The following is a 24665-nucleotide window of genomic DNA, read 5'->3' as shown; positions in this document are numbered from 1 at the left end:
GGTCCTTGCGGCTCAACGCCCGGCTCCGGCCGGGGTGTTGGTGTGCGATCGTCGGCTCATGGTCCTTGTCGCGGCGCGGCATGGGCTCAGGCTAGCCGCAACTCACCCGCCGTACTCCGAGAAGATCCCGGCCAGTACCCGCCGGGACTCCGCCGCGGACGCCTCGTCGCTCTCCCGGCTCGCGGCCAGCACGATCAGCGCCTTCCACAGCGCCCAGCCGCGCGCCCGGGCCCAGGCCGCGTCGTCCACCCCGAGGGCCTCCCGGAAGACCTGGCGGCTCTCGCCCGTGAACAGCGTCCAGGCGATCACCGCCTCGCACGCCGGATCCCCGACGCCCATGCAGCCGAAGTCGATCACCGCCGACAGCCGGCCGTCCCCGTCGACCAGCAGATTGCCCCACGCGATGTCGCCGTGGAACCACACCGGCGGGCCCGGCCACCCGGCCCCCAGCGCCTTCTCCCAGATCTCGGTGGCCAGCGCCCCCGGCACCTCGCCGTCGCGCAACGCGCCGATGGCCGTACGGGTCTCCGCGTCGTAAGTCGTCAGCGGCCCGCCGCGGAAACCGGTGTGCAGCGCCGGGGCCGGCCCGCCGGTCGGGTCGATCCGCTGGAGCGCGGTGAGGAAGCCCGCCAGGTCGGTGGCGAAGGCGCGCAGATCGCCGATCCGGTGCCGCCGCGCCGGACGGCCCTCCAGCCAGCGGTTCACCGACCAGGGGAACGGAAAACCCTCACCCGGCGCGCCCGCGACCACCGGCGCCGGGATCGGCAGCGGCAGCAGCGGCGCCAGCTCCGGCAGCCAGCGCTGCTCCTTGCGGACCTGCCCCGCGTACCCGGTGGCGCTCGGCAGCCGGACGGTCAGGGTGTCCCCGAGGCGGAACGTGCGGCTGTCGTTGCCGCCGGGCAGCACTTGCTCGACCGGCAGGTGGGCCCAGCGCGGGAATTGCGCGGCGACCAGCCGGCGGACCAGTGCCGCGTCGATGTGGGGGCGTTCCCCCGGTTCGTTCACCGGGCCACCGTGCCCGCGGCGCCCCGCGCGGGCAACCGGTTTTCCCGGTCGGCCACGGATGCTGCCCGATCTCTTGCCACCGGGCGGGCGCACTTCTATTCTCCGATCCCAGAAAGCGCTTGCAACGGGCGTCCGGTGAGCCGTAACTGCCGGACACCCGCTGTGTTCTGCGCCATCAGCCGCTACTGATCCCGTGTGACTCCGCCCGCCACGGCACCAACCAGCCGTGGAGGGAAAGGGCGTACTGCGCCATGCCGGGATGTGGCCCCAGCGAGCGGCCGCACCACGTGTCATCCAGTAATGCCCAGCAACGCCCAGCAACCCCCCACGATGTGGAAATGAGAGGCGAGCGGAGCAATGAGAGGATCAGTCGCGCTTGTGCGACTCTGCGTGACCATGGCCTTGACAGCCCTGGTGGTCGCGACCGGCGCGTTCCTGTCGGTGCCGCAGGCATCGGCCGCGGTCGGCAACGCCACCGGTTACGCGTCCCAGAACGGCGGCACCACCGGCGGCGCCGGTGGCCAGACCGTCCGGGCCACCACGGGAACCCAGATCCACGCCGCCCTGTGCGGCCGGGCCAGCAGCAGCACCCCGATCATCATCGAGGTGCAGGGCACCATCAACCACGGCAACACCAGCAAGGTGTCGGGCGGCAGTTGCAACACCGCCGACGGGGTCATCGAGCTCAAGCAGATCAGCAACGTCACGCTGATCGGCGTCGGGACCGGTGCCCTGTTCGACCAGGTGGGCATCCACGTCCGCGAGTCGAGCAACATCATCATCCAGAACGTGACCGTGCGGAACGTCAAGAAGTCGGGTTCGCCGACCTCCAACGGCGGTGACGCCATCGGCATGGAGAACAACGTCCGCAACGTGTGGGTGGACCACGTCACCCTGGAGGCGTCGGGCGGCGAATCGGAGGGCTACGACGGGCTGTTCGACCTGAAGAACAACACCCAGTACGTGACCCTGTCCTACAGCATCCTGCGCAACTCGGGCCGTGGCGGCCTGGTCGGGTCCAGCGAGAGCGACCTCTCCAACGGCTACGTCACCTACCACCACAACCTGTACCAGAACATCGACTCCCGCGCCCCGCTGATGCGCGGCGGGATCGCCCACACGTACAACAACCACTTCCTGAACATCAACGACTCGGGAATCAACTCCCGGGCCGGCGCCCGCGTCCGGGTGGACAACAACTACTTCGAGGACTCCAAGGACGTCCTGGGCACCTTCTACACCTCCGAGGCCGGCTACTGGCACGTCAACGGCAACACGTTCGACAACGTGACCTGGTCCAGCCGCGGCGGCACCACCAACCCGGCCGGCCCCAACCCGACCTCCACCACCTCGGTGAGCATTCCCTACTCCCACAGCCTCGACCCGGCCAACTGCGTGCCGAGCGTGGTCGCCCAGACGGCGGGCGCGAACAAGGGCAACCGCGTCTCGGACGGCAGCTGCACCCCGCAGAACCCGGACCCGGGCAACCCCGGCAACCCCGACCCCGGCAACCCCGACCCGGGCAACCCGGACCCCGGCACCCCCGGCGGCACCAACCTGAGCCTGGCCGGTGACTCCGACGGCAGCAGCAAGGCCAGCGGCACCAGCTACGGGAACGTGCGGGACGCCAACATGAACACCTACTGGTCCCCGAACGGCACCACGGGCTCCATCTCGATCAAGTGGAGCTCCGCCACCACCGTCTCCAAGATCAACATCAGGGAGGCGTCGGGCGCCACCGGCCGGATCGGCTCCTACCGGGTGCTGAACGCCGACACCGGCGCCGTCCTGGCCACCGGCAGCGGCGCGGGCGTCATCTCCTTCCCGGCCACCTCGGTACGGAAGATCACCTTCGAGATCACCAGCGCGAGCAGCACCCCCAGGATCGCGGAGTACGAGACCTACGCCTCCTGACCTGCACAGCACCGGGGCCGGGCCGCTCCCCTCGGGGGTGGCCCGGCCCTTCGGCCCACCGGCTCCGGTCAGCGCGGCGACAGGCGCAGAACGGTGCCCTCCCCGTTCGCCGACAGCAACAGGGAACCGTCCGGGGCCGGCGCCAGCCCCGCGAAGCGCCGTGGCCGGCCCGCCACACCCGGCACTGGGTCCGGCTCCTCCCGCTCGATCCCAGGGGGCAGCCCCACCGGCAGCCGCTCCGCCTCCACCCGCCGCCGTCCCGTCTCCAGACAGAACGACACCAGCCGCCGGTGCTCCGTCTCCACCGTGAACAGCTCCGAGCCGCGCACCACCAGACCCTGCGGCCCGCCGAGCCCGCTCGCGAACGTCGTCAGCGCGCCGTTCGACTCGACGCGCAGCACCGCACCCCGCCGCTCCTCACTCACATAGCAGCGGCCCTCCTCGTCGAACGCCACATCCACCGGATGGTCAAGTCCCGCCGCCAGCACGGTGATCCCGCCCGCCGCGGGCACGGCCACCACCCGGCCGGCGCCGGTCTCCGCGACCACCGGCACGCCGCCCGCACCCACCGCGATCCCCATCGGCAGGCGCAGCCCTGCGGCCCGTACCCGCAGGGTGCGCTCCCCGAGGTGGTACGTCAGCACCTCGCCCGTCTCGGACGTGAGGTGCAGTTCCCGGCCCAGCGCCACCACTCCGTGCGCGCCGTTGAAGATCTCCAGGGTCTGCACGCCGCCGTCCGCCCGGCCCTCGACCCGGCCGAGGCGGTAGTGGTCCGCCGCGTACACGGTGCCCCGGGCGTCCGCCGTCACCCCGAACGGGCCGTTGAGGCTCTGCGGCACCAGTTCCCGGGACCGGCCGTCGGGACGCAGCACCGTGACGCCGCCGCCCGCGTAACTGGTCAGGAACATCCGGTTGGCGGCGTCGATGGCCAGGTTGTCGATGCCCAGCACCCCCGTGGCCAGCACCGAACGGCGGCCGTCGCCGAACACGTCGATCCTGGTGAGCTGTCCGGACATCCCGCTGGAGACCCCCACCAGCGTCCCGTCCCGGTCGAACCGCGCCCCGACCGGCCCCGGTACGTCCGAGGCGACCAGTTCCGGGATGCCGCCGTCCGGCGGGACCCGCCACAACTCGCCCACCATGATCTGCGGGTAGTACAGCAGCCCGTCCGGGCCCTGCTGCATCGCGTTGCCCATGGCCAGCCCCTCGGCCACCACCCTCGGCCCGCGCGAACCGTCCGGGAACAGCTCCAGCAGCCGGCCGTCCACCCGCATCTCGTTGACGAACAGCCGGTCGCCGATACAGGTGATGCCGTTCGGCACCTCCACCTCGTCCGACACCAGGTGGTACGCGCCGGCCGGGGTGCGCCGCCACACCCGCCCCGCCGGCAGGTCGGCGATGTACATCGAGCCGTCCGCGCCGAACGCCAGGTCGTCCGGCGCCTGTACGGGCCCGTCCAGCGGCACGACCGTCTCGATCTCGCCGGAGACCGGGTCCACCGCGCTGATCTGCCCGGCCAGGAACTGCGCCACGTACAGCCGCCCGTCGGGGCCGAACGCCACCCCGTTCGAACCCCACAGCGGGTTGGGCCGGTTGAGCCGCTCGATCCGCCAGCGGCGGCTGTGCGGCCGGGCCCGCCCGGTCGGATCGAACCGGGTGGGCGCCGCCGGCCCCGCCGGGGCGAGGACGGCCGTCATTTGACGATCACCTCGCCGATGCCGCTCTCGGTGCGCCACTGCCGCAGCATCTCGTAGAAGGCGACGGGCCCCGCGGCGTAGGACTCGATGCGCTCGGGCACCTTGCCCTCGTTGTTGTAGTACCCGGGGGTGCACTCGGCGAGGAACGCCAGCCGGGCGGGGACGGGCTGTCGCACCGTCGCCAACCACGCCTCCTCGGCCTGCGCCGACGGCTCGATCCGCCGCGCGCCGCGCGAACGCGCCTCGGCGACCACCTCCGCCACGTGCACCGCCTGATCGTCCAGCGCGTGCGTGAAGTTGACGGACACCGCGTTCTGGAGCGTGCCGAGATGGAAGAGGTTGGGGAAGCCGTGGCTGTAGAAGCCGTGCAGCGTACGCGGCCCCTCCCGCCAGTACTCGGCGAGCGTGACCCCGCCCCGGCCCCGTACCGCCAGACCCGCCCGGTCGGCCGGGCGCACCGCCGTCTCGAAGCCGGTGGCGAAGATCAGGCAGTCCAGCTCGTACGCCGTGCCGTTCACCACGACGGCGCGCTCGGTGATCCGCTCCACCCCGTGCCCGCCGGTGTCCACCAGCGTCACGTTGGGGCGGTTGAAGGTGGGCAGATAGGTGTCGCTGAAGGTGGGCCGCTTGCACATGTAGCGGTACCAGGGCTTGAGCGTCTCCGCCGTGCCCGGCTCGGTGACGACGCTCTCCACCCTGGCCCTGATCTCGTTCATCTTGCGGAAGTCGGCCAGTTCGGCGAGGACTTCGGGGCTTTCGCGGCCCGCCACCGGCATCATGGTGCGCTGGAGCTCGGCGCCCGAGGTCCAGCCGTCCGCCACCAGGTCCTCCTCGGCCTCGCCACCGGTGACCACGGTGAGGAAGTTCTCCCGGCGGTGCGCCTGCCAGCCGGGGGACAGCGAGGCCGCCCACCGCGGATCGGTGGGCCGGTTGTCGCGCACGTCGACCGAGGACGGGGTGCGCTGGAAGACGTACAACTCCTGTGCGTCCGCGCCCAGATGCGGCACGCACTGGATGGCGGTGGCGCCGGTGCCGATCACCCCGACCCGCTTGTCCGCCAGCTTGTGCAGATTGCCGTTCGCGTCGCCGCCGGTGTAGCCGTAGTCCCAGCGGCTGGTGTGGAAGGTGTGCCCGGTGAACGTCTCGATCCCCGGAATGCCGGGCAGCTTGGGCCGGTTGAAGGGCCCGCTGGAGACCACCACGTAGCGGGCCTCGATGCGGTCCCCGCGATCGGTGCGCACCGTCCAGCCCTGCGCGTCCTCGTCCCAGTCCAGGGCGGTCACCTCGGTCTGGAAGCAGGCGCCCTCGTACAGGCCGAAGTGCCGCCCGATCGCCCGCGCGTGCTGCCGGATCTCCTCACCCGGGGAGTACTTCCAGCGCGGAACGTAGCCGATCTCCTCCAGCAGCGGCAGATAGACGTACGACTCGATGTCGCAGTGGATGCCGGGGTAGCGGTTCCAGTACCAGGTGCCGCCGAAGTCGCCGGCCTTCTCGATGATCCGGATGTCCCGCAGCCCGGCCTGGCGCAGCCGCGCCCCGGCCAGCAGTCCGCCGAACCCGCCGCCGATGATGACCGCGTCCGCACGGTCGGCGACCGGCTCGCGGGTGGCGCTCTCCGCGTCGGGGCCGGTGTACGGGTCCTCCTCGTAGTACCCGAACTCGCCGGTGGTACGCAGATACTGCCGGCTGCCGTCCGGGCGGACCCGGCGGTCGCGCTCGGCCCGGTACTTGGCACGCAGGGCGTCCGGATCGAACCCCAGGTCGTCTATCGCTGACACGCGTAACCCTTCTGCTTGCTTCACGGAACGGGGGAGATGGTGCTGGCGGTCGTGCCGGGCGCGGCGTCGCGCAGCGCCTCGTGCCAGGGGGTGCGGGCGGCGACGGCCGCCCGCCAGGGGCGGATCGCCCGGGGCGGCATGCCGACGGCGAGCGCGCCGGTGAGGTGGTCGCCGGTGCGGTAGACGGCCAGGAACCGGCGTTCGGCGAGATCGCCCGCCACGACGGCGAGTTCGTCGTGGCCGCGCAGGTGCCCGTACGCCTGGACCTTCAGGTCGTACTGGTCGGACCAGAAGTACGGCACCGGCGCGAACGGGCGGCGCCCCTCGGGGCGCAGCAGATTCCGGGCGGCGGCCATGCCCTGCTCGGCGGCGTGCGTACGGTGCTCGACGCGCAGCGCCGTGCCGAACAGCGGATGGTGCCAGCGCGCGACATCGCCCGCGCCGTAGACGCCGGGGGCGGCGGCACAGTACGCGTCGCACAGCAGGCCGTCGTCCACCGGCAGTCCGCTGCCGGCCAGCCACTCCGTGTTCGGCCGGGACCCGATCGCGACCAGGACGTCGTCGGCCGGGATCTCCTCGCCGTCCGCCAGCCGTACGCCGCGCCCGCCGTCCAGCACCTCGCGGACGGTGACCCCGGTGCGCAGCGTGACGCCGTGCTCCCGGTGCACTCCGGCGAGCAGGTCACCGATCCGCTCGCCGACGGCGTGCGCCAGCGGGACCGGGGCCGGTTCGAGGAGGGTGACCTCCGCGCCCAGGCCCCGGGCCACCGCGGCGGCCTCCGCGCCGAGGAACCCGGCGCCGACGACCACCAGATGGCGGCCGGGGCGCAGCCGGTCCCGCAGCGCCAGGGCGTCCTCCACGGTGCGCAGCACATGGGCGGCGTCCCCGCCGGAGCCGGGGAGCAGGCGCGGCCGTACGCCGGTGGCGATGATGAGTCCGTCGTAGGACAGGTCGCGTTCGCCGGTGCTCCCGTTGTCCGCGAGCAGGACCGTGCGGGCGGCCGGGTCCACCCCGGTGGCGGCGGTGCCCAGCCGCAGGTCCAGGCCGAGCGCGGCCAGATCGGCCGGGGCGCGCAGCGCCAGCCGCTCCGGGGCCCACTGCCCGGCGAGCACCTGCTTGGACAACGGCGGCCGGTCGTACGGCGGGTGCGGCTCGTCGCCGACGAGGGTGAGTGTGCCGTCGTACCCCTCGCGGCGCAGCGTCTCGGCCGCCGCGAGCCCGGCGGCCGAGGCGCCGACGATGACGATCCGGGTCACCGGATCACCCCTGCACCAGCCGGATCGCCGCCGCCGGGCACACGGCGGCGGCCTCCCGTACCTCGTCGTGGAGGGCGGACGGCGGCGTCTGTTCCAGCAGGATCACGACGCCGTCCTCGTCGCGCTGGTCGAAGACGTCGGGCGAGGCCACGACGCACTGGCCGGATGCCACACACTTGGGTTCGTCGATTTCTACGCGCATGATGCGATTCCTCGGAAAGAAAGAAAGGTGGGTCACCAGGTGACGGGCAGGGCACGTACGCCGTACGTGGTCCCGTCGGGCACGAACTCGATCTCCTCGAACGGCACGGCCAGCCGCAGCCCGGGTATCCGGCGGTAGAGCGTGCCGTACACGATCTGCAGCTCCAGGCGGGCGAGCGACTGGCCCAGGCACTGGTGCGGGCCGTAACCGAACGCCTGGTGGTGACGTGCGGGGCGGCCGAGATCGAGACCGGCGGCATCGCCCTCGAACGCCTGCGGATCCCGGTTGGCGGCGGCCAGATCGAAGAGGAGACCGTCACCGGCCCGGATGGTCAGGCCGCCGATCGCGATGTCCTCCAGGGCGACGCGCCGGATGCCGGAGTCCACGATGGTCAGATAGCGCAGCAGTTCCTCGACCGCGCCCGCGATCGCCTTCGGGTCCTCGGTGTCGCGCAGCACGGCCAGTTGCTCGGGGTGCCGGAGCAGCGCCAGGGTGCCCAGGCCGATCATGGTGGCGGTCGTCTCGTGCCCGGCGATGAGCATGGCGACGCCCATGTGGACGGCCTCGTCATGGGTCATCTCCCCGGCGGTGACGCGCGCTCCCAGCTCGGAGAGCACATCGTCGGCCGGGTCGGTCAGCTTCTGGTCCAGCAGCTTGGCCAGATAGCCGCCCAGGGCCCGCCCGGCGGCCCCGGCCTCCTCGGGCGGTATCGAACGGTCCAGCGCGCGGCTGCTGTGGTGGTGGAAGAACGCGTGGTCCTCGTACGGCACTCCGAGGAGTTCGCAGATCACCAGGGAAGGGACGGGCAGCGCCAGCGCCGTCAGCAGGTCGACCGGCCGGGGGCCGGCCAGCAGGTCGTCGATGAGCCGGTCCACGATCTGCCGCACGGCGGGGCGCATCGCCTCCACCCGCTTGATGAGGAACGGGCCCGTCACCATGCGGCGCAGCCGGGTGTGTTCGGGGGCGTCGGTGTTGGTGATCAGCCGCGGGGTGGTCCGGGCTATGTCGGCGCGGTGCGCGCTGACGTGCGGAAAGCCGGGGCGCAGATCGTCGTTGCTGATGCGGGGGTCGGTGAGCAGCGCCCGCTGATCGGCGTGCCGGGTGATCAGCCACGGTGTACTGCCGTCCCAGATGCGGACCTTGCCGATGGGGGCGGCATCCCGCAGTTCTTCCACGGCGGGCGGTGGGGCGAAGGGACAGCCGGCGGCGCGCGGCATCGGATAGCCGGGCGCGGCGTCGGTGAGGGTGTCGGCCATGTCTCTCCTCGGTTGTGGGGTGCACCGGGGCAGGATGGGTTCAGGCAACCCGATGGAGCTGACACATTGCGGTCAGTTACCTGACGGCAACCTGACGTGACACAGGTCACAGAGTGCGACGGTCTCCGAGGCGCGGCGGCCCAGCCAGTAGCCGAAGCCGCGCCGGGTGTGGATCAGCGGCGGCCCCTCCCGGTCGACCTTGTGCCGCAGCCGGGAGACGAGCTTCTCGATGGCGTTGCCGGCCCGGAACTCCCCCCAGACGTGGCGGCAGATCTGCTCCTTGGAGAGCACCTGCTCGGCGTTGACCAGCAGTTGGCGCAGCAGCCGGTACTCGGCGGGGGTGAGATCGAGCGGGCGTGCCCCGCGCCGGGCCTGACAGGTGGCGTCGTCCAGGACGAGATCGCCGTAGTGCGGGGCGAGTTGATCGGCCCGCCCGGCGCCCCGGCCGCGCAGCAGCAGCTGCGTTCTGGCCAGTACCTCCGGGATCCGGACCGGCTTGGTGACGTAGTCCTCGGGCGCGGGGCGGGTGCCCAGTCCGGGGAGCAGGCTGAACAGGGAGTCGCAGTCGGTGAGGAAGAGGACGGGCGGCCGTACGGGCAGCGGCCGGCGGTGCTCGGCCAGCCGGTCGAGCCGGGGGAGCGCGACGTCGAGGATCAGCAGGTCGTACCGGCGCCGGGTGAGGTGGGCCACCGCCTCACGGCCGCAGCCGCCCGTGTCGACCCGGTAGCCCGCCAGTTCGAGGGTGGTGGTGAGGAGTTCGGCGCTCGGCGGATCGCCGGCGAGGACAAGGAGTTGCTCCCCGTCCCCCCTGGCCGGCGGCGCCTTGTCGTGAGTGCTTGCCTGGGGTGCCTGCGATGCCAGCATGAAAGACCATTCGGAAGGAGCACTTGGACTTCACGGCGAGTGGGGCGGCGGGGAGGGGGACGGGGACAAGGGATCGGGGAGGGGTGGGGAGAGCGAGGGCGGGGAGTGCGGGGGCTTCAGCGCCCGTGGGGGGAGGCCCCGTCCGTACCCTCCTCCTCGGCGAGGTGGTCGGCGTGGGCGAGGAAGTCGTCCACCATCCTGTTGAACAGGGTGGCGAGCTGGGTGAGTTCCTCCGGTGACCAGTCGGCGAGTGCCACCTCCATGCCCCGGCCGCTGGCGTCCCGGATCTTGCGCACCGCCTCCCGGCCGGCCTCGGTGATCTGGATGCGCTGGGCCCGCCGGTCCTCCGGATCGGCGACCCGGGTCAGATAGCCGGCCCGCTGGAGCTGCTGCGCCTGCCGGGTGACGTGGGACGCCTCCACGGACATCCGCAGGGCCAGCTCGCTGGGCCGCATCGGCTCGGCCTCTGCCACCTGCCGCAGCAGGGCGGCGCCGGCCCGGTCCAGGGGGACCCCGGCCTGGGACATCAGCCGGGTGTGCTGGCGGGCGCGGGCGGTGAGGTAGGTGATGCGGTTGAGGGCGCTCTCGATGGCCAGCACCTCGGGGGAAGGCGCTCCGTCGGCGGGAGCGTCGCCGGAGGAGGGGGTGGGGACTGTCATGGATCCACTTTACTTCAGCTTTGCCTGAGTCAAGCAATGTCTTCGCCGTGATTGTTTGACTTAGGCAAGCTCATCATGTTTGCCTAAGTCAAGTAAGCCACTTCCCGGCGAAACGGCAGTTCAGACCCCCGTGCCAGCTGGCACACACGTTCCCGGGAGGCCCCCAGGACCGGACCGCCCACGAGCGGAGGCGGTCCGTACGCCGAAACCCGTGGGGACGGGGATCGGCACCGGTTCCCGGGCCCGATCTGCGCGGGCCCGGGAACCCGCACCCGCCACCAGGAGGAGAGACGATGACCAGCACCACAGGCACCACGGGACTCCGCGACAAGAGCGTGATCGTCACCGGGGCGGGCTCGGGCATCGGCCGCGCCGCCGCCCTGCGCTTCGCCGGGGAGGGCGCGCGGGTCCTCGTCGCCGACCTCGACGGCGAGGCGGCGGAACGCGTCGTCGCCGCCATCGGGGGCGACGGCGGCACCGCCCGCGCCGTCGTCGGCGACCTGAGCGAACAGCGCGTGGTGGACGAGGTCGTCGCCACCGCCGTGGAGGCGCACGGCGGTCTCGACATCCTGGTCAACAACGCCGGGATCATGGACCGGATGTCCGCGCTCGGCGAGACCGGCGACGCCGAATGGGACCGGGTCATCCGCGTCAATCTCACCGCCCCGTTCCTGCTCACCCGCGCCGCCCTCCCGCACCTGCTGGAACGGGAGAGCGCCGCCATCGTCTTCACCGCCTCCGAGGCGAGCCTGCGCGGCAGCGCGGCGGGCGCCGCGTACACGGCCGCCAAGCACGGCATCGCCGGACTGACGAAGTCCCTGGCCGTCATGTACCGCGAGCAGGGCATCCGCACCAACGCCATCGCCCCCGGCGGCACGGCCACCGGCATGCGCCCCCAGGCCGACCCCGAGGCCCACGGCCCCCGCGCCATCGGTCCCTACCTGCGCCTGGTCGGCAAGGTCTCCGAGCCGTCCGAACAGGCCGCCGCGATCGTCTTCCTGGCCTCCGACGCCGCCAGCAACATCAACGGCGCGATCCTCCCGGTGGACAACGGCTGGGCGGCCATCTGACCTCGGCGCCGCCGGGCCGGCCCGGCCGGCCCCCCGGCCGGCCGGGCGTGGTCGGGCATGGTCAGAAGCGGCCGGCGTGGGCCGTCGCCCACTCCGTGAACGTGCGCGCCGGGCGGCCCGTCACCCGCTCGACGGTGTCCGCGACGGTCGAGGCCTCGGGCGGCGGAGCGGCGTGCCAGTTGATGACGTAGTCGGCGTCCTCCCGGGACACCCCCTCGGCCAGCAGCCTGTCCACGGCCTGTTCGTGCGTGATCGGGACGAACTCCACGGGGCGCCCGATGGCTCCGGACAGCACGGCGATCCGTTCCCGTGTGGTCAGCGTCTCGGGCCCGGTCAGGTTGTACGCCCGTCCGGCGTGGCCGTCGTCCAGCAGAGCGCTCGCCGCCACCGCGCCGATGTCGGCCTCGTGGATGACGGCGCTGGGCGCGTCGTACGGTTCGCGCACCACGCCCTCGGCGCGGATCGACTCCGTCCACGTCAACGCGTTGGACATGAACTCCTGCGGCTCCAGCCGCGTCCACTCCACCCCCGAGTCCGCGACGGCCTGTTCGACCGGTCCCACCCAGCCGCCCCACACCACCGTGATGCGCCGCACGCCCGCGTCCACCGCCCGCCGCACCAGCGCGGGACCTGCCTCGGCGAGTCCCGCCGTCACCGTGATGTGCAGCCGGTCGACGCCCGCGAGGGCACCGTCCAGGGACTTGGGCGCGGTGTGCGTGCCGGTCACCACCTCCACCCCGTCCGCCGGAAGTCTTCCCGCCGCCACGGCGGCGGCCGGATCGCGGGTGAGCGCCCGTACCGGTTCGCCCCGGCGGAGCAGTTCCGCCACCACATGCCGTCCGGTGTTCCCGGTCGCGCCTGTTACCAAAGTCGTCACGTACGGACTCCCTTCATCGCTCACGACCGTAGAAGTTCAAGCGCGATTGAGGTCAAGTGGCGTTTCCGGAGAGGCCGTTGCGTCCGGCCGTCGCGCAGGCCGGGGCGCACGCCGTGTTGACGGCTGTGGCATGCGGGCGACCTGGGTGGAGGCGGTCGGCGGTGCGGCGGGAGCACCGTTCGTCACGGGCCCCGGCGTGCACCGTCGGGCAGCGCTGTGACCAGCCTGTTCGTCAGGACAGCCGTCCGAAGTACCGGACCGGGGCGACACCGGTCGACCCCGGCCCACCCCGGTCGGATGACGCAATTGCCGCCGGGGCGAGGGAATTTCTCCGAGCGGCAATGACCCGTGTGAGGTAATTCCCCAGCGGAATCCGTGCGGAGGAGGGAGCCGCCTCTAGCCTGACACGATGTCAGGCGGACGACTGTGAGGTGGTCGCACCATGAGTACCGACGAGCACGATGTTCCCGAATTCGAAGGTGGGGAACAGGGAAACCGAGAGAGCCGGGAGGTCGTCGATCCGTTGTTGCGGGTCGTGGGAAAACAGATCAAGCGGCTGCGCGAGGCAGCCGGATTGACACAGCAGGAGTTCGGAGACCGGATCGGATACGGGGTCGATCAGGTGTCGGCCGTCGAACGCGGGCGTCGCGCCCCGAAAGGTCCCTTCATCGACGGCGTGGAATCGGTACTCGACGCCGGCGGCGTACTGAAGGCCATTCAGGAGGACATCGACCGGGCGCGTTTCCCGGCCCGATTCCGTGACTTCGCCAAGTGGGAGCAAGAGGCTTTCAGCCTTTACTCGTACGAGCCCCTGGTCGTCCCCGGGCTGTTGCAGACGGAGAGCTATGCGCGGGCCCTGATCAGCGGCCAGTGCCCGCCCATCGACGAAGAGGTGGTGGAGGAACTGGTCGCCGCGCGCATGGAGCGCCGGGGCATCTTCGAGAGCCACAAGGCGGTCGTCACCGCCTTCGTGATCGAGGAGTCCGTGCTGCGCCGCCCGGTGGGGGGCAGGGAGACGATGGCGGAGCAGTGTGACTGGCTGCTGCGGATGGGCGCACTGCGCAATGTGTCCCTTCAGATTATGCCGACTTCCCAGTGGCGGCACCACGGCATCTACGGCTCCATCACTCTGCTGGACACCAAGGACGGGCGCAGTGTGGCCTATACCGAGTCACAGGAGATCAGCGCGGTGATCACCGACCGCTTGAGAGTCGGTGTGCAGGCTCAGCGCCATGGCATTATCCGTATGCAGGCGCTGGACGCGGAGCGGTCCGCGCGCCTCATCGAACGATTGGCGGGAGAGCTGTGAACGGTGAGCGGCCGGCTTGGCGAAAGAGCAGTTACAGCGATGGCTCCGGTGCCAACTGTATTGAAGTGGCCGAGAGTTGTGACGGCGTGCAGGTCCGTGACACGAAGGCCGCGCAAAGAGCGCGGTTGTCCTTCACACGTGAGCAGTGGACGGCTTTCATATCGGGGGCAGTGCGTTCCTGATCCGGCGCCGCAGTGGTACACGGTGACCGTGAGGGTGCCCACCGCGCCGTTCCGTCCGCCGGGCCCGATACGGCCCGCGTCTGCGACACCCGGGACACCGCCCCGCTCGCCGGCCCCCTCCCGGCGCCATGGACCTCGCCCGTGCGGTTCGCCACCCGGCGGCAGCTGTCCGATTTGTTAGGTTCGGCTCATGCCTCTCCACCACTCGCATCACCAGCAGCACCTTCAGTCGCGGTGGACCGCCGTGGACGACTACTTCTCCGGCCTGCTCGCGCCCGAGGACGAGGTCCTGCGGGCCGCGCTGCTCAACAGTGACGCGGCGGGGCTGCCACCCCTGCACGTGGCGCCGAACCAGGGGAAGATGCTGCAACTGCTCGCCCAGCTCCAGGGCGCCCGGCGGATCCTGGAGATCGGGACCCTCGGCGGCTACAGCACCATCTGGCTCGGCCGGGCACTGCCCACCGACGGCAGCGGCCGGCTCATCACGCTGGAGTCCGACGCGGTCTACGCGGATGTCGCCCGCCGGAATCTGCACCGGGCCGGCCTGGCCGAGACCGTGGAGGTACGGGTGGGCGCCGCGCTCGATACGCTCGCCGCGCTGGCCGAGGAGGGCGCCGAGCCGTTCGACGTCGTCTTCATCGACGCCGACAAGCCCAACAACGCGCACTATCTGGACTGGTCGCTCAAGCTCACCCGCCCCGGCAGCCTGATCATCGGGGACAACGTGGTCCGGGACGGCGCCGTCATCGATTCCGACAGCACCGACGAGCGGGTCAGGGGCGTACGGCGGTACCTGGAACGCATCGCGCGGGACGAGCGGTTGTCCGCCACCGCCGTTCAGACCGTCGGAAGCAAGGGGTACGACGGCTTCTCCCTCGTACGTGTGATCGGTTAAACGCGCAAAGGGCCTATGTACAGGGGCGGTTCTCCTGATTGGGTGTCCTCCGGCACACACCCGTCACCTCGCGTCACCTCGCGCCACCCCACCCCGGAGCGGTCATGTTCATCGCCTATGGCATCGTCAGCGCCCTGCTTTCCGCCATACTCATCGGCACGGCCGCCGTATCCCTGTCCGGCAACGCCCAATACCGCGCCAATCTCCGCGCCCTGCGGGTGCCGGACGCCTGGCAGCCCCGGCTGGCCCTCACCAAGCTGGCCGGCGGGATCGGGCTGCTCGCCGGCCTGGTGATCGTGCCGCTCGGCGCCGCGGCCGCCTCCGGCGTGATCTGCTACTTCATCGGGGCGGTCCTCATCCACCTGCGCGCCGGTGACCGCGGCCTGGTCCCGCCCATCGTCTCCGGCCTGCTCGCCGTCGCCGCCCTGATTCTGCGACTCGCCTCCGCCTGAACCCCCGGTCTGCTTGACTGAGGCCCGTGCGGGTTCTTCATGTGGTCACATTGCACACCCCGACGCATGAGTTCGGCGGCCCGACCCGGGTGGCGCTCAACCTCTGCCGGGGTCTGCGCGAACGCGGGCACGAGGCCGTCATGCTCGCGCTCGGCGACGGTTTCCCGCCCGGGGAGCCTCTGCCGCGCCACGTGGACGGGGTGCCGGCGCGGTTGTTCCCGGCACGGCACGTGCTGCCCCGGTTCGAGGTCAGCGGCATCACCTCGCCCGCCCTGCTGGCCCGCGCCAGGTCGTACATCCGCTCGGCCGACGTGGTCCATGTCCACCTGATGCGGGACCTGATCACGCTGCCCTTCGCCCTGCTCGCCCTGCGGGCCGGCCGGCCCCTCGTCGTCCAGACGCACGGCATGGTCGATCCGACCGACAAACGCGTCGCGCAACTGGTGGACATCCTGGGAATGCGCCGGGTGCTCCGGCGCGCCGACGCCGTCCTGCACCTCACCGAGCGCGAGCGGCGCGAGACCGCCGCCGTCGTCGCCCCCGACCCGATCGCCCCCGCCCACCGCCTCGTCAACGGGGTGCCGGGGCGCGAGCGGCGGACGCGCCTCCCCGGCCCCGGACGCCCCCCGACCGTGCTCTACCTCGCCCGTGTGCAGGAGGGCAAGCGGCCGCAGGATTTCGTACGGGCCATGCCGGCCGTGCTCGACCGGCACCCGGACGCGCGGTTCGTACTCGCCGGGCCCGACACCGGGGCGCTCGCCGGCACGCTCGCGCTCGCCGGCGAACTCGGGGTGCGCGACGCGCTCGACGTGCCCGGCGGGCTCGACGGGCCGGACGTGCTGCGGCAGTTGCGGGCGGCGGACGTGTTCGTACTGCCGTCCGTCCAGGACGCCTTCTCCGTCTCCGTCCTGGAAGCGATGTCGGTCGGCACCCCCGTCGTCATCACCGCCACCACGGGGCTCGCCCCGGACGTCGCCGGGGCGGGCGCCGGGCGGGTCGTGGAATCGCCGCGGGACATCGCGGGCGCCGTGCTGGAACTGCTGGACCCGGCGGCCAACGAGAAAGCCTCGCTGGCCGCCTGGGACCTGGTGCGGCGCCGGTTCACCCTCGACGCCGTCGTCGGCGAACTCCTCGGCATCTACGCGCGCCTCGAACGCAGGCTCTAGAAACGGGACTCGGCCAGCTCCCGCGCCTTCACGCCGATCTGCCAGCGGTAGAAGCTCATCGCCAGCGCGTAGTCGAGCCCCGCCCGCCCGTCCAGGAAGCCACGCTTGCCGACATACGCGTAGGCGAACGAGACCAGCGGCTTGAACGGGGCCCGGTGGAACAGCTGGCCCTGCCGGGTCTTCGCCACCCGGATCTGCTCCCGCACCTCGGGGTTCAGCTCCAGCCACGCCTCCCAGTCCGAGTAGCGGTTGTGCCGATCGAACCATGTCCCCACCGGGTCCAGGTCCCGGTGCTCGATCGGCGCCCGCAGCCGGAACGACGGGTGCGCCAACGGCTGGTAGTGCCCCTCCTGTTCACCCATCCCCGGCGCGTCCAGATCGTCCGGCTCGGGGAACCTGGCCCGGGTCCGGTCCAGCAGCGCCCGCTTCACGATGGTGTACCCGTGCCGCAGCCGCCGCCCGCCGAACCAGTAGCCCAGCGGTATGTCGAACGCCGCCGGCTTCACCCCGCGACCGTCGAAGAAGATCCGCCGCAGCTCCGCGAGCAGCTCAGGACTCGGCGTCTCGTCGCCGTCCAGGAACAGCACCCAGTCCCTCTCGCGGTGCACATGGTCCAGGCACCACTGCTTCTTCTTCGGGTACTTGCCGTTCCAGGTGTACGGGACGATCTCGGCGCCGGCCGCCTTCGCCAGCTTGCGGGTGCTGTCCGTGCTGTCGGAGTCCACCACGACGACGGTCTCGAAGTGGTGGATGACGGAGCGCACCGTGGAGGTGATGTTCTCCGCCTCGTTCTTCGTCGGGATCACCACGACGATGGGTAGTTTCCGCACCGGTGCGCTCACTCTCCTCGGGCCTGGTCCAACAGGTCCCCGTACTCGGGGCACAGGTTCTCGATCGCCGCCTCCGCCTGCGGGATCTCGCCGTCGCGCAGCGCGCCGGTGATCTCCTCCCCGGTGGCGTGCCGGTCGAGGTAGCCGAGGCGCTCGCACGCCTCCGTGCCGATCTCCAGCACCGCCGCCGGGTCGGTGCCGGCCGGTACCTCGGGGGTGTCGGACAGCTCGGTCACGAACGCCCGCTGCTGCGCCGTCAGTCCGCCCCCGGACGGTGCCTGACCGGCGGGCGGGCCCTGCGGCTGCGCCGGTGCGTCCGGCTCCCCTGCCGCCCCGGCCTCGGCCCCGGCCTCCGGGTCCGCCCCGGAATCCGCGTCCCCGGCCGCGTCCCGCTCCCCGGCGGCGTCCGGCTCCACTGTCCCGTCCGCCCCGTCCGCCCCCTCCGTCGCCCCGGGCTGCCCGGCGCCGACCGTCACCTGTCCACCGCCGCTGCGCGCCGAGCACTGGTTCAGCACCAGCAGCCCCGCCAGCGTCGCCAGCAGCCCCAGCGCGAACAGCAGCTTGTACCTCCGCAGCCACGCCATCAGGGCGCCCCGAACGTCAGCAGCAGCTGCGGACGGTTGGCCTCGGCGCCCGACTCGCGCGCGTACAGCCACAGACTGTCGTCCCCGTCGCCGACCAGCGCCACGTTCAGCTGCCCGCCCAGCGAACCGCGCACCGTCGCCGTCGTCAGCGGCACCGTGTAGGTGCCGCCCACCGACTCCGGCGCGCTCAGCGTGCCCAGCGCGCCCGTCCCCAGCGCGGGTCTGCTCGTGTACGTGGTGCCCGTCTCCGTCCAGCTCCCGGTGATGGGCAGCACCGTGAAGTCGTCCACCGACCCCGCCACCGCGTCCGTCGTCACCCGTACCCGCAGCGCGGCGCTCTTGAGCACGGTCCCGGAGGGCGCGGCCGGCAGCTGGAAGCGCAGATACGCCTCGTACCCGGGGGTGCCGCGCACCGCCAGATTCTGGTGCGTGCCGTAATTGGCGCTGACCGCCGCCGCGTTGACGTAGGTGTCGGCGACCGGCGTCAGCTGGATGACGGTGTCCACCGGCTGCGAGGCCGCCTGGTGGTGCGCGGTGACCCGGGCCGCCGACAACTGCGTCCCGTACACGGCCGTCTCGTCCAGCTGTCCGTTGAAGAAGTCGCTGGAGGGGCGGGAGGCCAGGCTCGCCGTACTGTCGCCGCCGACGCGCCACCAGCCGGTGCGGTTCCGCACCTGGGTGATGGACGTGTTGCTCGCGACCTGGGTGCCGTCCACGTACAGCCGCATCCCGTTCGCGCCCACCGAGGCGACCACATGGTGCCACCGGCCGTCGTTGTAACGCGCCGTGCCGCCGCTGGTGATCGTGCGCAGCGCCGTGTCGTACACCCCGAACGACAGCCGGCCGTCGTTCAGCATGTACAGGTTGTTGTCGCGCACCGAGCTCGGCTCCAGGGTCCGGTTGCCCAGCCCGATGAGCTTGCCGCCCTGCGTGGTGGTGGTCTTGAACCAGGTCTCGACCGTGAACCGGGTCAGGCCGGAGTAGCTGCGGTCGCTGTAGGTGTACGTCGAGGTCCCGTTGTGCCCCACGCCCGCCGCGCCGGGCCCCGGTACGGCGCCGGGGGTGACGCCGCGCTGCGGGCCGTTGCGGTGCACGCCGTTGGCCCGGTTGTTCGCCGAGGCGTCGGTGACCAGGTTCCCCCAGGTCTCGTCGAACCGCCAGTACAGCAGCGGGTTGTCGGCCCGCACGGCCTGCACGTACGGCTGGGTGCCGGAGGCGGCCGTCGCCGAGACCGGGGTGGACAGCGCCGTGGTGTTGCCGGCCCCGTCGGTCGCGGTGACCCGGTAGCTGTGGGTCTCGCCCGCCGTCACCGCCGTGTCGGTGAAGGTCTGCTGCGGGCGGCGCCAGGGCACCGACTCCACCTCGCTGGTGTGGATCGGGGTGGCGGAGCCGTCGCGGTAGACGCGGTACGTCAGCAGGTGGTCGTCCAGGTCGATGCTGGGCCGCCAGTTCACCTCGATCTGGCCCGGTGTGTGCGAGGAGGCGTACACCTCGGGCACGGACGGATTCCCGGTGTCCGGGCGGTCGGCGAACCGGGTCAGGCCCCACTGCGGCTGCCCGTTGACGGTGGTGAAGCCGCCGCCCACCCACAGGAAGTCGCGGCCGTCGGTGGGGTGGTCCAGGGCGGCCTGGAGCACGCGCGGCCCCAGCGCCTCGCCGAGGCCGTCGTTGGTGTTGGGGAACCAGCCCAGCAGCTTGGGGTCGTTCACCGACTGGGCGAACAGGTGGTAGCGCGGCTGGTCGGGGAACTCGCCCATGCTGGAACAGTCATGGGCGTGGTGCCCGCTGTACAGCACGTCCTGGTACACCTCGACCGCCTGGGTGGCGCCCAGGCAGGTGTCGCGCCAGCGTTCGTTGAGGTCGCTGTGGTTGAGCGCGATCCGCCCGTCGAAGACTCCCGACCCGGTGCCCTCGTTGCCGGTGTAGAAGCCGGTGGCGTCCACCGCGATGTCCTGCACGGTGGAGGTCCGCGGGATGAACCCGACGGGGTATGTGCGGACGTTGGCGCCGGTGTCGGCCCGCACCACCGCCAGCGCGTGCGAGTCGGCGCCGTTGACGGTGAAGAAGTCGCCGCCCAGGATCACCCGGCTGCCGTCCGGGGTCAGTTCCACCGCCTTGGCCGGCTCATCGGCGTTGGCGACCCAGTCGGTCAGTGTGCCGTCCTGGGTCACGGCGGCGAACCGGGACCTGGCGGTGCTGTTGATCTGGGTGAAGTTGCCGGCCAGATAGACCCGGTCGTCGCTGACGGCGAAGGAGCGCACCATGCTGTTGGCGGCGACCGGGAAGCTCTTGCGGGTGCAGCCCGGCAGGTCGAAGGCCGCCACCGAGGAGGCCCCGGCCCCGTTCACCGAACCGAACGTGCCGCCCACGTACAGCGTTTCGCCGTCGGGGGAGACCTCCAGGGCACGGACCGTGGCGGTGCCCGAGCCGACGGTGAACCGCAGATCACACGCCACCGGCTCGCCCGTGGCGGCGTCCAGGGCGACGAAGTTGTCCACGGCCTGCTCCTGGGTGCCGGATTCGGCGCCCGGCGGACGGATCGTGGAGAAGGTCCCACCCACGAACACCGTGCCGTCCGCCTCCGCCAGGGCGTGCACGATGCCGTTCGTCTGCCAGGTCGGGAGTTCGTCCGCGGTGAACCCCACGGGAGGGGTCAGCGCCTGCGCGCTGCCACTCTCGCCGCCGACCCCACCGCCGGCTCCCACCAGGGCCCCGGCGGCCAGCGCCAAGGCCGTGCCGTACACGGTGGCCCGCCGCCACCCACTCCGGTTCTGCCGTGCTCTCATCGCGCCCACTCCGCCTCGCCGTCCTTCACCGGTCGCTCCCCTTCACCGATCCACCCGTACCCGGGCACCGCTCAACTCCTCCTCCAGCGCGGCGATATCGGCCCGCACCATCAGCCGGGCCAGCTCGCGCCAGCGCACCGTCGGTTCCCAGCCCAGCAGCTCCCGCGCCTTGCCCGCGTCCCCGATCAGCGCGTCCACCTCGCTGGGGCGTTCGTACTTGGGGTCGAACCGGACGTGGTCCGCCCACTCCATGTCCGCTGCCGCGAACGCCTCGGCCAGGAAGTCCCGTACCGTCGCCGCGTCACCGGTGGCCACCACGTAGTCGTCGGGCACCTCGCGCTGGAGCATCCGCCACATCGCCTCGACGTACTCCGGCGCGTAGCCCCAGTCCCGTACCGCGTCCAGATTGCCCAGATACAGCTTGTCCTGGAGCCCGGCCCTGATCCGGGCGACGGCGCGGGTGATCTTGCGGGTCACGAAGGTCTCACCACGGCGCGGCGACTCATGGTTGAACAGAATGCCGTTCACCGCGAACATCCCATACGCCTCGCGGTAGTTGACGGTCGACCAGTAGCTGAACACCTTGGCGCAGCCGTACGGGCTGCGCGGGTGGAACGGCGTCCCCTCGTGCTGCGGCGGCGGCGCCGCGCCGAACATCTCCGAGGACGACGCCTGGTACACCCGGGCCGGTACGCCGCTGGCCCGGAGCGCCTCCAGCAGCCGCAGCGAACCGAGCCCGGTGACGTCCCCGGTGTACAGCGGCGCGTCGAAGGACACCCGCACGTGCGACTGGGCGCCGAGGTTGTACACCTCGTCCGGGCTGACCTCCCGCAGCAGGTTGACCAGCGCCACCCCGTCCGACAGATCGGCGTGGTGCAGGATCAGCCGCCGCTCGAAATCCTGCGGGCCCTGGTAGATGTGGTCGATCCGCTCGGTGTTGAAGGAGGAGGAGCGGCGCACCAGCCCGTGCACCGTGTACCCCTTCCCCAGCAGCAGTTCGGCCAGGTACGAGCCGTCCTGTCCGGTCACCCCGGTGATCAGCGCGGTCCTCGGCATCAGCGGTTCCCCCAGTGGGATGTGAAGTCGGCTTGTGTGAAACGGCGTTGCCGCGTGCGGACGGGCTGGCAGAATCCGGTGGCGTGACGTCGCCCGCGCCTTCGCCCACGCCCCCGCTCCTGCTGCCGCCCGCCGCCCGGATCTTCGTCGCCGGCCACCGCGGCCTGGTCGGCTCCGCCCTCACCCGCCTCCTGACGGCCGAGGGGTACGAGGTCCTCACCCGCACCCGTGACGAGCTGGATCTGCGCGACGCCGGGCGCACCGGCGCCTTCCTGCGCGAGACCCGCCCCGACGCGGTGGTGCTCGCGGCGGCCCGGGTCGGCGGGATCATGGCCAACTCGCGCTACCCGGTGCCCTTTCTGGAGGACAACCTGCGCATCCAGCTGTCCGTGATCGCCGGAGCGCACGCGGCGGACATCGACCGGCTGCTGTTCCTGGGCTCCTCGTGCATCTACCCCAAGCACGCCACTCAGCCGATCACCGAGGACGCGCTCCTCACCGGCGCGCTGGAGCCGACCAACGAGCCGTACGCCCTCGCCAAGATCGCCGGGATCACCCAGGTACGCGGCTACCGGCGGCAGTTCGGGCGCGCGTACATCTCGGCGATGCCCACCAACCTCTACGGGCCCGGCGACAACTTCGACCCCGAGACCTCGCACGTCCTGCCCGCCCTGATCCGCCGCTTCCACGAGGCACGCACGGCCGGCCGCCAGGAGGTGGTGCTGTGGGGGAGCGGCACCACGCGCCGGGAGTTCCTGCACAGCGACGACCTGGCGCGCGCCTGTCTGCTGCTGCTGCGCCGGTACGACGGGGACAGCCCGGTCAACGTCGGCTGCGGCGAGGACCTTTCCATCGCGGAGCTGGCCGGCCTGGTGGCGGACGCCACCGGGTTCACCGGTGGCATCGGCTGGGACACCGGCAAGCCGGACGGCACCCCGCGCAAGCTGCTGGAGGTCTCCCGGCTGCGCGCGCTGGGTTTCGCCCCGGCCGTGCCGCTGGCGGACGGCATCCGGGACACCTACCGCTGGTGGTGTGCGCAGGACGGTCAGGACCAGCTGGCCCCGGGCGGCGAGCGGGCGGCGCGGACCGCGTAGAGGTGTCATCACCCGTCCCGCCCCTCAGTACGCGCCCCGGCCGTCGACGACGGCGCGGAACGTCCTGGCCAGCACGTCCAGATCGCCGGTCAGCGACCAGTTGTCGGCGTAGGACAGATCCAGCGCCAGGCTCTCGTCCCACGACAGCTCCGAGCGCCCGCCGACCTGCCAGGGCCCGGTGAGGCCCGGTTTCACCGACAGCCGCCGCAGCGCCGCCGATCCGTACCGCTCCACCTCGTCCGGCAGCGGCGGGCGCGGGCCGACCAGGGACATCCGGCCGGACACGACGTTGAGCAGCTGCGGGAGTTCGTCCAGCGAGCTGCGCCGCAGCCAGCGTCCGACCCGGGTGACGCGCGGATCGCGGCGCATCTTGAACAGCGGGCCACCGCAGTGGTCGTTGGCGGCCTCCAGCGCCGGGCGCAGCCGTTCCGCGTCGGTGACCATGGTGCGGAACTTCCACATGGTGAACGGTTCGCCGCGCAGCCCGACCCGGGTCTGCCGGTAGAGGGCGGGGCCGCGCGAGTCGAGCCGTACGGCCAGCGCCACCGCTGCCAGCAGCGGGGCGAGCAGCAGCAGGCCGAGGGCCGCTCCGGTACGGTCCAGGGCCGCCTTGAGGAGCGGCTGCGGGCCGCGCCGCAGGGGCGGGGCGACATGGAGCAGGCTCAGTCCCGCGGTGGCCTGGATGCGTACCCGGCCCGGTGCCACCTCGCTCAGCCCGGAGGCGATGACGAAGCCGAGCCCGGCGTCGTGCACCGCCCAGGACAGCCGGCGCAGCCGGTCGCCGGTGAGCAGCGAGCCGGGCGCGACCAGGATGAGGTCGGCCTCCAGCCGGCGGGCGGCGTCGAGCACGGTGGAGCCGTCCGGGCCCTCGGGAAGCACCTCGGACAGGGCGAGGGTGAGGGTGGGTTCGTCGGCGGTGAGCCGGCCGGTCTCCGGTGCGCCGCAGGTGAGGTGGCCGCCGCCGACGGGGACGGTGCCGATGACGACGTAGGCGTGGTCGGTGCGGGCGGCGAGCTGTGCGGTGACAGCGTCCACCGGGCCCGGTTCGCCGACGACCAGGACCCGGCACAGGGCTTGGGCGCGGCGGCGGCTGCGGGTGAGATGGCGGTGGGTGAGGGCGGCGGCGAGCGCGGTGAGGAACGGGGCCGGGGCGAGGGCGCCGACGGCGGTGAGGAGGGTGGAGGACTCGCCGGTGAGGACGCGGAGCGCGGCGAGCAGGCCGAGCAGGATGAGCCAGTCGTGCAGCGAGCTGAGCAGGCCCCGGGTCTCCCCGAGGGTGCGTAACGCGTAGCGGTGGTGGGCCGCGCGGACGCCGGCCCAGGCGGTGGCGGCGGTCGCCGCGGCGGCCAGCGGGCGGGGTTCACCCGTGGCGGTGTAGGCGGCGAGGACGGGGACGAAGACGCCGAGGGCGTCGGTCGCCAGGGCGGTGGGGGCGTACCAGGCGGGTTTGTCGCGGCGCCGGGTGGGGGGCGGCGCGCTCGCGGCGGACGGTCTTCGGACGGCTCCGGAGCGTGAGGTACCCAGTGGACGCATGGACCCCCCAGGTGATGCGCGATGGTGGACGCGGTGCGACGGTGCGACGGTACGGCGGTGCGACGGTGCTGAGTTGCGGCGGTACGGAGGCGGTGCGGCGGTACGGAGGCGGTGCGCGGGAGCGGCGGCGCCCGGCCGGGCGGACGGGCGGGTGGTTGTGCGGGTGTGGTGAATCAGCAGTGAACAGGGCGCGTCCTCAT

The 24665-nt window shown here is 72.1% G+C and carries 22 protein-coding genes; 8 read left to right on the top strand and 14 right to left on the bottom strand.

Features of this window, described 5'->3' with window-relative positions; translation table 11 throughout:
• Positions 1-102 precede the first annotated feature (102 nt).
• Positions 103-1005, bottom strand: a complete 903-nt coding sequence (locus ACTFAP_RS06165) for an aminoglycoside phosphotransferase family protein (protein ID WP_500468417.1) — start codon at positions 1003-1005, stop codon at positions 103-105.
• A gap of 357 nt (positions 1006-1362) precedes the next feature.
• Between ACTFAP_RS06165 and ACTFAP_RS06160 the strand changes: the two genes are divergently transcribed.
• Entirely contained in the window at positions 1363-2919 is a 1557-nt protein-coding gene (locus ACTFAP_RS06160) for a pectate lyase family protein (RefSeq protein WP_390116869.1), read from the top strand.
• 68 nt (positions 2920-2987) lie between these two features.
• Here the strand turns inward: ACTFAP_RS06160 and ACTFAP_RS06155 are convergent, their stop codons facing one another.
• The 7 genes from ACTFAP_RS06155 to ACTFAP_RS06125 form a co-directional block, all read right to left on the bottom strand.
• The gene (locus ACTFAP_RS06155) at positions 2988-4616 is read right to left on the bottom strand and encodes a virginiamycin B lyase family protein (RefSeq protein WP_500468416.1); all 1629 of its coding nucleotides are present in this window, start codon (positions 4614-4616) and stop codon (positions 2988-2990) included.
• The gene (locus ACTFAP_RS06150) at positions 4613-6394 is read right to left on the bottom strand and encodes a flavin-containing monooxygenase (RefSeq protein ID WP_500468415.1); all 1782 of its coding nucleotides are present in this window, start codon (positions 6392-6394) and stop codon (positions 4613-4615) included. The genes ACTFAP_RS06155 and ACTFAP_RS06150 overlap by 4 nt, the downstream gene beginning before the upstream one ends.
• A gap of 20 nt (positions 6395-6414) precedes the next feature.
• Positions 6415-7650, bottom strand: a complete 1236-nt coding sequence (locus tag ACTFAP_RS06145; protein ID WP_500468414.1) for an NAD(P)/FAD-dependent oxidoreductase — start codon at positions 7648-7650, stop codon at positions 6415-6417.
• Between the two features lie 4 nt (positions 7651-7654).
• On the bottom strand, positions 7655-7852 hold the full coding sequence (locus ACTFAP_RS06140) for a ferredoxin (protein WP_390116875.1): 198 nt from the start codon (positions 7850-7852) through the stop codon (positions 7655-7657).
• A 32-nt stretch (positions 7853-7884) separates the two neighbouring features.
• Positions 7885-9108, bottom strand: coding sequence for a cytochrome P450 (locus ACTFAP_RS06135; protein ID WP_500468413.1), 1224 nt, complete (start codon positions 9106-9108; stop codon positions 7885-7887).
• Positions 9109-9180: 72 nt separating this feature from the next.
• The gene (locus tag ACTFAP_RS06130; protein WP_500468412.1) at positions 9181-9972 is read right to left on the bottom strand and encodes a response regulator transcription factor; all 792 of its coding nucleotides are present in this window, start codon (positions 9970-9972) and stop codon (positions 9181-9183) included.
• A gap of 116 nt (positions 9973-10088) precedes the next feature.
• On the bottom strand, positions 10089-10631 hold the full coding sequence (locus ACTFAP_RS06125; protein ID WP_390116879.1) for a MarR family winged helix-turn-helix transcriptional regulator: 543 nt from the start codon (positions 10629-10631) through the stop codon (positions 10089-10091).
• 293 nt (positions 10632-10924) lie between these two features.
• Here ACTFAP_RS06125 and ACTFAP_RS06120 point away from each other — a divergent pair, with 293 nt between their 5' ends.
• Entirely contained in the window at positions 10925-11701 is a 777-nt protein-coding gene (locus tag ACTFAP_RS06120; protein WP_495683733.1) for an SDR family NAD(P)-dependent oxidoreductase, read from the top strand.
• Between the two features lie 61 nt (positions 11702-11762).
• Here the strand turns inward: ACTFAP_RS06120 and ACTFAP_RS06115 are convergent, their stop codons facing one another.
• On the bottom strand, positions 11763-12578 hold the full coding sequence (locus ACTFAP_RS06115) for an NmrA family NAD(P)-binding protein (protein WP_500468411.1): 816 nt from the start codon (positions 12576-12578) through the stop codon (positions 11763-11765).
• A 442-nt stretch (positions 12579-13020) separates the two neighbouring features.
• Here ACTFAP_RS06115 and ACTFAP_RS06110 point away from each other — a divergent pair, with 442 nt between their 5' ends.
• From ACTFAP_RS06110 to ACTFAP_RS06090, 5 genes are all read left to right on the top strand, one after another.
• On the top strand, positions 13021-13887 hold the full coding sequence (locus ACTFAP_RS06110) for a Scr1 family TA system antitoxin-like transcriptional regulator (RefSeq protein WP_495683731.1): 867 nt from the start codon (positions 13021-13023) through the stop codon (positions 13885-13887).
• Positions 13884-14069 (top strand): DUF397 domain-containing protein, encoded by a 186-nt coding sequence (locus ACTFAP_RS06105; protein ID WP_390116887.1) that lies wholly within the window; start codon positions 13884-13886, stop codon positions 14067-14069. The genes ACTFAP_RS06110 and ACTFAP_RS06105 overlap by 4 nt, the downstream gene beginning before the upstream one ends.
• Positions 14070-14259: 190 nt before the next feature.
• Positions 14260-14964 carry an O-methyltransferase gene (locus ACTFAP_RS06100; protein WP_500468410.1) on the top strand — a complete coding sequence of 235 codons (705 nt, stop codon included), beginning with the start codon at positions 14260-14262 and terminating at the stop codon, positions 14962-14964.
• A 104-nt stretch (positions 14965-15068) separates the two neighbouring features.
• Positions 15069-15416: a DoxX family protein gene (locus ACTFAP_RS06095; RefSeq protein ID WP_400009340.1), complete on the top strand. Its 348-nt coding sequence runs from the start codon at positions 15069-15071 to the stop codon at positions 15414-15416.
• 26 nt (positions 15417-15442) lie between these two features.
• Complete coding sequence (locus ACTFAP_RS06090) at positions 15443-16582, top strand: glycosyltransferase (protein WP_500468409.1); 1140 nt, start codon at positions 15443-15445, stop codon at positions 16580-16582.
• Here the strand turns inward: ACTFAP_RS06090 and ACTFAP_RS06085 are convergent.
• The 4 genes from ACTFAP_RS06085 to gmd are packed head-to-tail and all read right to left on the bottom strand — an operon-like array spanning position 16579 to position 21838.
• Positions 16579-17412, bottom strand: a complete 834-nt coding sequence (locus ACTFAP_RS06085) for a glycosyltransferase family 2 protein (RefSeq protein WP_500468408.1) — start codon at positions 17410-17412, stop codon at positions 16579-16581. The two genes, ACTFAP_RS06090 and ACTFAP_RS06085, sit on opposite strands and share 4 nt — an antisense overlap.
• 8 nt (positions 17413-17420) lie before the next feature.
• Entirely contained in the window at positions 17421-17996 is a 576-nt protein-coding gene (locus ACTFAP_RS06080; RefSeq protein WP_500468407.1) for a hypothetical protein, read from the bottom strand.
• Positions 17996-20782, bottom strand: a complete 2787-nt coding sequence (locus ACTFAP_RS06075; protein ID WP_500468406.1) for a CBM96 family carbohydrate-binding protein — start codon at positions 20780-20782, stop codon at positions 17996-17998. Before ACTFAP_RS06075 ends, ACTFAP_RS06080 begins: the two co-directional genes overlap by 1 nt.
• A 42-nt stretch (positions 20783-20824) precedes the next feature.
• On the bottom strand, positions 20825-21838 hold the full coding sequence (gmd, locus tag ACTFAP_RS06070) for a GDP-mannose 4,6-dehydratase (protein WP_495683723.1): 1014 nt from the start codon (positions 21836-21838) through the stop codon (positions 20825-20827).
• A gap of 83 nt (positions 21839-21921) precedes the next feature.
• Between gmd and ACTFAP_RS06065 the strand changes: the two genes are divergently transcribed.
• Positions 21922-22932, top strand: a complete 1011-nt coding sequence (locus ACTFAP_RS06065; protein ID WP_500468405.1) for a GDP-L-fucose synthase family protein — start codon at positions 21922-21924, stop codon at positions 22930-22932.
• 24 nt (positions 22933-22956) lie between these two features.
• Here the strand turns inward: ACTFAP_RS06065 and ACTFAP_RS06060 are convergent, their stop codons facing one another.
• Positions 22957-24465, bottom strand: coding sequence for an exopolysaccharide biosynthesis polyprenyl glycosylphosphotransferase (locus ACTFAP_RS06060; protein WP_500468404.1), 1509 nt, complete (start codon positions 24463-24465; stop codon positions 22957-22959).
• Between the last annotated feature and the right edge of the window lie 200 nt (positions 24466-24665).

This window comes from Streptomyces sp. PH9007 (assembly GCF_059813725.1).
This window is presented reverse-complemented; position numbering and strand designations above follow the sequence as displayed.

Coding starts and splice junctions, on each gene's coding strand:
- ACTFAP_RS06160 (WP_390116869.1), top strand. CDS start 1,363: ATGAGAGGATCAGTCGCGCTTGTGCGACTCTGCGTGACCATGGCCTTG.
- ACTFAP_RS06155 (WP_500468416.1), bottom strand. CDS start 4,616: ATGACGGCCGTCCTCGCCCCGGCGGGGCCGGCGGCGCCCACCCGGTTC.
- ACTFAP_RS06140 (WP_390116875.1), bottom strand. CDS start 7,852: ATGCGCGTAGAAATCGACGAACCCAAGTGTGTGGCATCCGGCCAGTGC.
- ACTFAP_RS06135 (WP_500468413.1), bottom strand. CDS start 9,108: ATGGCCGACACCCTCACCGACGCCGCGCCCGGCTATCCGATGCCGCGC.
- ACTFAP_RS06130 (WP_500468412.1), bottom strand. CDS start 9,972: ATGCTGGCATCGCAGGCACCCCAGGCAAGCACTCACGACAAGGCGCCG.
- ACTFAP_RS06125 (WP_390116879.1), bottom strand. CDS start 10,631: ATGACAGTCCCCACCCCCTCCTCCGGCGACGCTCCCGCCGACGGAGCG.
- ACTFAP_RS06120 (WP_495683733.1), top strand. CDS start 10,925: ATGACCAGCACCACAGGCACCACGGGACTCCGCGACAAGAGCGTGATC.
- ACTFAP_RS06110 (WP_495683731.1), top strand. CDS start 13,021: ATGAGTACCGACGAGCACGATGTTCCCGAATTCGAAGGTGGGGAACAG.
- ACTFAP_RS06100 (WP_500468410.1), top strand. CDS start 14,260: ATGCCTCTCCACCACTCGCATCACCAGCAGCACCTTCAGTCGCGGTGG.
- ACTFAP_RS06095 (WP_400009340.1), top strand. CDS start 15,069: ATGTTCATCGCCTATGGCATCGTCAGCGCCCTGCTTTCCGCCATACTC.
- ACTFAP_RS06080 (WP_500468407.1), bottom strand. CDS start 17,996: ATGGCGTGGCTGCGGAGGTACAAGCTGCTGTTCGCGCTGGGGCTGCTG.
- ACTFAP_RS06075 (WP_500468406.1), bottom strand. CDS start 20,782: ATGAGAGCACGGCAGAACCGGAGTGGGTGGCGGCGGGCCACCGTGTAC.
- gmd (WP_495683723.1), bottom strand. CDS start 21,838: ATGCCGAGGACCGCGCTGATCACCGGGGTGACCGGACAGGACGGCTCG.
- ACTFAP_RS06060 (WP_500468404.1), bottom strand. CDS start 24,465: ATGCGTCCACTGGGTACCTCACGCTCCGGAGCCGTCCGAAGACCGTCC.